Raw genomic sequence first — 4,478 nt, 5'->3', positions numbered from 1 at the left:
CGGACGACCCGGCGCTGGAGGGCCGCCCCGTGTGGGGCGTGGCCGCGCCCAGCGCCAACCGCTTCGGCCGCGTGAGCCCCACCACCGCCCTGCACGTGCAGGACGAGCTGGGCGAGGCGCTGCTGGTGCTGGACGGCGGGCCCTGCGGCGTGGGCATCGAATCGACCATCATCGATTGCACGCGCGGCGTGCCGGTGCTGCTGCGGCCCGGCGCCATCACCCGCGCGCAGATCGCCCAGGCGTGCGGCCTGGCGCCGCTGTCGAAAGACGACCTGCCCGCGCACACCCCGCGCGCGTCGGGCACCCTGGAGGCCCATTACGCCCCGGCCGCCAAGGTGCGGCTGATGGAGGCCAAGGCGCTGCAGACCGGGCTGGACCTGCTGGGCGCCGATGCCGCGCATCTGGCCGTCTATGCGCGCAGCCCGCTGCGCTCGCGCTCGGCCAAAGTGCAGGTGCGGCGCATGCCCGACGACGCCACGGCCACCGCCCAGCAGCTCTTTGCCGTGCTGCGCGCCTTCGATGACGACGGTGTGAAGCTGATCTGGATCGAAGCCCCGCCCGCCACCCCCGAATGGGAAGGCGTGCGCGACCGCCTGCAGCGTGCCGCGGCCGCATAACCCGGATTGCATGTCCCGCGGCACGCCCTGTTGCAGGCCGTGCCGCGCCAGTCGTTAAACTCTCGCCACATTTTCTGGAGAAAAACCCATGGCAGCAAATTGGATGCGCCGCACCCTCGTGGTCGCCGCTTGTGCAACGGCCACGTTGCTCGCGGCTTGCGGTTCGAGCACAACCGAGTCGGCCATCACGCCCGACCGGTTCATCACGTTCGGTGACGGCTTCACCGACATCGGCCAGAACGGGGCCCGCTACACGGTCAACGACGGCAGCATCAACAACTGGGCCCAGCAGATCGCCAACAACTACGGCAAGAGCTTCACCGCCGCCGCGGCGGGCGGCACGGGCTACGCGCAGGGCAACGCCCGCGTGACGGCCACCACCGACGCCGCCGGCCGGACCACCACCCCGTCCGTCACCCAGCAGATCGACACCTTCCTGTCCAAGGGCGGCTTCGCCGACAACGACCTGGTGCTGATCAACGGCGGCATCAGCGACGTGATCGCCGGCATGGCCGCGGTGAACGCGGGCACGCAGACCAGCGCGCAGTTCCTCACCAACGCGGCCACGGCCGGCAAGGAACTGGCCGCGCAGGTGCGCCGCCTGTCCAACGCCGGTGCCAAGCACGTGGTGGTGACCGGCACCTACGACCTGGGCAAGAGCCCCTGGGCCGTGGGCATCAACCAGACCACGCTGCTGAGCAACGCCAGCACGCAGTTCAACCAGGCCCTGCTGGTGAACATCGAAGACCTCGGCACCACGGTGCTGTACGTCGATCTGGCCTACTACGGCAACGTGTTCGTGGGCTCGCCTTCGGGCTACGGCTTCACCGACAAGGACAACGCCGTCTGCACCTCGGTGGACCCCAACAACGGCATCGGCATCGGCGCAGGCCAGGTCAACTCGCTGCTGTGCAACGCCTCCACGCTGCTGACGGGCGCCGCCCAGGACAAGTACGTGTTCGCCGACCGCGTGTACTTCACGCCTTCGGCCCAGCGCCAGTTCGGCACCTACGCGTACGACCGCCTGCGCGCCCGCTGGTAAGCGCCTCGCAGCCCACGCGAAAAAGCCGACCCTCGGGTCGGCTTTTTTGATGGTGCCGCGGGCTCCGTGCGGCACGGGGCCCGGCGGGGGGCCTCAGAACCGGTAGCCGATCCCGACCGCGAACACGTTGGGGTTGAGCTTGATGTCGATGTTCTGCCCGCTCGACAGGCGCGTGGTGGTCTTGAGGAAGCCTTTGTAATAGGCCGCGTCCAGGAACCAGCGCTCGTTGAACTGCCACACGAAGCCCACTTGCGCGGTGACGCCCCACTTGTCGTCGATCGATGCGGTGGTGGGATTGGCCGGCGTGCCGCCCGTCAGCCCGTTCAGCGTGGCGGTGGTGCGCTCCTTGAAGAACTTGGCGTAGGTCACGCCCAGCCCGGCATACGGCCGGAAGGCCGCGTTGGCCTCCTGGAAACGGTACTGCGCGAACACCGTGGCGGGCACCACCTTGGTCTCGCCCACCTTGCCCACGCCGCCGATGGCGCCGTCACCGTAGAACGAGTGCTTGAATGGCAGGCCGATGGGCACGTCCACCGCCCAGTGGTCGGTCAACATGTAGTTCAGGCCGCCGGTCAGGGCCGTGGCGGAATGCACGTCCACGCGGGTGCCGGGAAAGCTCGGCGCGCTCAGGTTGCCGCTTTTGACTTGGGGCGAGATTTGGGTCACGCCGGCGCGCAGGCTCAGCGTGCCGGCGACTTGTGCGCTGGCCGTGCCGCAGACGGCAGCCGCGGCGATCGCCACGCAGGCCCAGGAAAATGGCTTCATGAAAACTCCTCGATGGGGATGGGGCCTGGGCAATCAGAGCCAGCCGGCGGTGGACAGGGAACGCGACACCAGTTGGGCGACCAGCTGGTGGCCGTACGGCGTGGGGTGGAAGCTGTCGGCAAAGCCGTAGGACTTCCACCAGTCGGCACCGCCCGTGGCGCCTGCAGGGGGCGTGCGGGCCGACAGGGCGGCCGACGTGCAGGTCGGGAAGGAGTAGGTCGGCAGGCCATCGCTGCCCACGCCGGTGGCCGGGCAGGCAGCGGTCGAGACGTTGGTCAGCTGGTACTGGGCCGGGTTGGTGGCCTGGTCCTTGAACGAGCTGTAGAAGTCCACCAGGGCCAGGCGGCTGTCGGTCCCCAGGCTGGTGGCCAGGCGGGCGTTGTAGGCCTGGATCCAGCCGTCGAACAGGGCTTCGGCCTGGGCGCGGCCGCCGCGCCGTTGGCGGCCGCGATGGAAGCCACCACCAGTCGGAACCGCGGGGTGAGGGTGATGCCCGGGGCGTTGAGCACCGCGACGCGCTTGGCGCCCTTGTCCAGCGTGTTGGTCTTGATGGTGGCCGCGAAACGCGTGGCCAGCGTCTGCATGTACAGCCCGCCCACCTGCGCCATGCCGGTCGCGCCGCCGGCCAGGGCGGTGTTCACGGTGTTGGCGTCCAGCAGCGTGCCCAGCACGGCGCGGTAGGTGGCGCCGCCGTCGCTCGAGGCGCGCAGGTAGGCGCCGATCAGGTCGGCCGCGTCGTTGGCGCCGCCGTCGATCAGCACCAGGTCGGTGTCGGTGAATCCGGCCGCGCCGGCATCCTGGATCTGCTTGGTGATGGAGACCGGCGAGGTGGGCGCGGTGAAGTTGTTGATGCGCCCGCCGCCCACGGCGTAGTTGGTGCATTCCGCCCGCGTGCCGAACGTGGTGCCGGTCGACTGGTAGTGCGCGCACAGCGTCTGCCCGTAGCTCGTGGCGACGCGCTCGGGCCAGACGGAACTGGAGCCGGCGCCCGTGGCCGCCGTGCCCTGCACGGTGAACTTGAAGCCGAACGTGCCGCTGTCGGCCAGGCTGTCACCCATGACCTTCACGGACTTCACGCTCACGGCGGGCGTCGTGTCCGAGCCGCCGCCCCCGCAGGCCGCCAGCAAAGCGGCTGCCGCCAATGCCGTCACCGCCCAGGAAGCTCTGTTTTTAGTGGTTTTCGAGATCAAGGTGTTCTCCGTCAGGTTGAAAATAGCACGGTCGTGCGTTTTACTGAGGCCCATCGTAAACCCGCACTGCCCGGGGCCGCACAGGGGAACTACCGATAGCCGCGCCGCGCGCAGGCGCCCGTCCGGGGCGCCTCAGCGGTCATGGGCCACCCAATCGACCAGGGCCTCGATGGCCGGGCGCGCCGCGGCCGCGTTCGGGTGGTTGGCGATGGCCACCATCACGTAGCGGCGGCCGCTGGCGGCGTGCACGTAGCCGGCCATGGCCGAGACGTCGCGCAGGCTGCCGGTCTTGAGGTGGGCCGCGCCCACCGACCGTCCCTGGGCCCGGCGCAGGGTGCCGTCCACGCCGGTGATCGGCAGCGACGACACCAGCTCGGGCATGACAGGCGAGAGCCATGCCGCCTGCAGCATGCGCGCCAGGGCCTGGGCGCTGATGCGCGCCTCGCGGCTCAGGCCCGCGCCGTTGTCCAGCACGGGCGCCTCCGTGCCGGGAAAGCGCTGGCGCCACCACTGTCCGACCACGGCGCGCGCACCGTCGAAGGTGCCGCGGCCGTTCTTTTGCAGCGCCAGCGTGAGGAACACCTGCTGCGTCATCACGTTGTTGCTGTACTTGTTGATGTCGCGCACCACCTCGGCCAGCGCGGGCGAGGACGTGCTGAAGGCCGGGGCCAGGCCGGCGGGCACCCGCCCGTCGCGCACGCTGCCGGTGAGCTTGCCGCCCAGGTCGCGCCACATGCCTTCGATGGCGCGCGCCGCGTAGCCGGCAGGATCGGCCGGCGCCACCGCCCAGGTGCGCTCGCCGCAGGCCGCCGGGTACACGCCCTGAAAGGCGATGCGGGCGGGGTCGGCCAGCTCGGCCTTGAG

At 70.2% G+C, this 4,478-nt stretch carries 4 protein-coding genes and 1 pseudogene; 2 read left to right on the top strand and 3 right to left on the bottom strand.

Features of this window, described 5'->3' with window-relative positions; all coding sequences use genetic code 11:
- Positions 1-617 (top strand): L-threonylcarbamoyladenylate synthase (locus AC27IO_RS20925; protein WP_498740558.1); only part of this gene is annotated, 617 nt, incomplete at its 5' end.
- 88 nt (positions 618-705) lie between these two features.
- Positions 706-1,659, top strand: a complete 954-nt coding sequence (locus AC27IO_RS20920; RefSeq protein ID WP_284424362.1) for an SGNH/GDSL hydrolase family protein — start codon at positions 706-708, stop codon at positions 1,657-1,659.
- 93 nt (positions 1,660-1,752) lie between these two features.
- Here the strand turns inward: AC27IO_RS20920 and AC27IO_RS20915 are convergent, their stop codons facing one another.
- The 3 genes and pseudogenes from AC27IO_RS20915 to AC27IO_RS20905 all read right to left on the bottom strand — a co-directional run.
- Complete coding sequence (locus tag AC27IO_RS20915) at positions 1,753-2,424, bottom strand: OmpW/AlkL family protein (RefSeq protein ID WP_284409539.1); 672 nt, start codon at positions 2,422-2,424, stop codon at positions 1,753-1,755.
- Between the two features lie 33 nt (positions 2,425-2,457).
- A pseudogene (locus AC27IO_RS20910) lies at positions 2,458-3,614 on the bottom strand (SGNH/GDSL hydrolase family protein).
- Positions 3,615-3,746: 132 nt separating this feature from the next.
- The coding region (locus AC27IO_RS20905) for a D-alanyl-D-alanine carboxypeptidase/D-alanyl-D-alanine-endopeptidase (RefSeq protein ID WP_498740556.1) at positions 3,747-4,478 on the bottom strand (732 nt) is incomplete at its 5' end.

It is taken from the genome of Acidovorax sp. KNOB132, assembly GCF_057541515.1.
The sequence above is the reverse complement of the archived record's forward strand: the minus strand, read 5'-3'. Positions and strand labels throughout refer to the sequence as shown.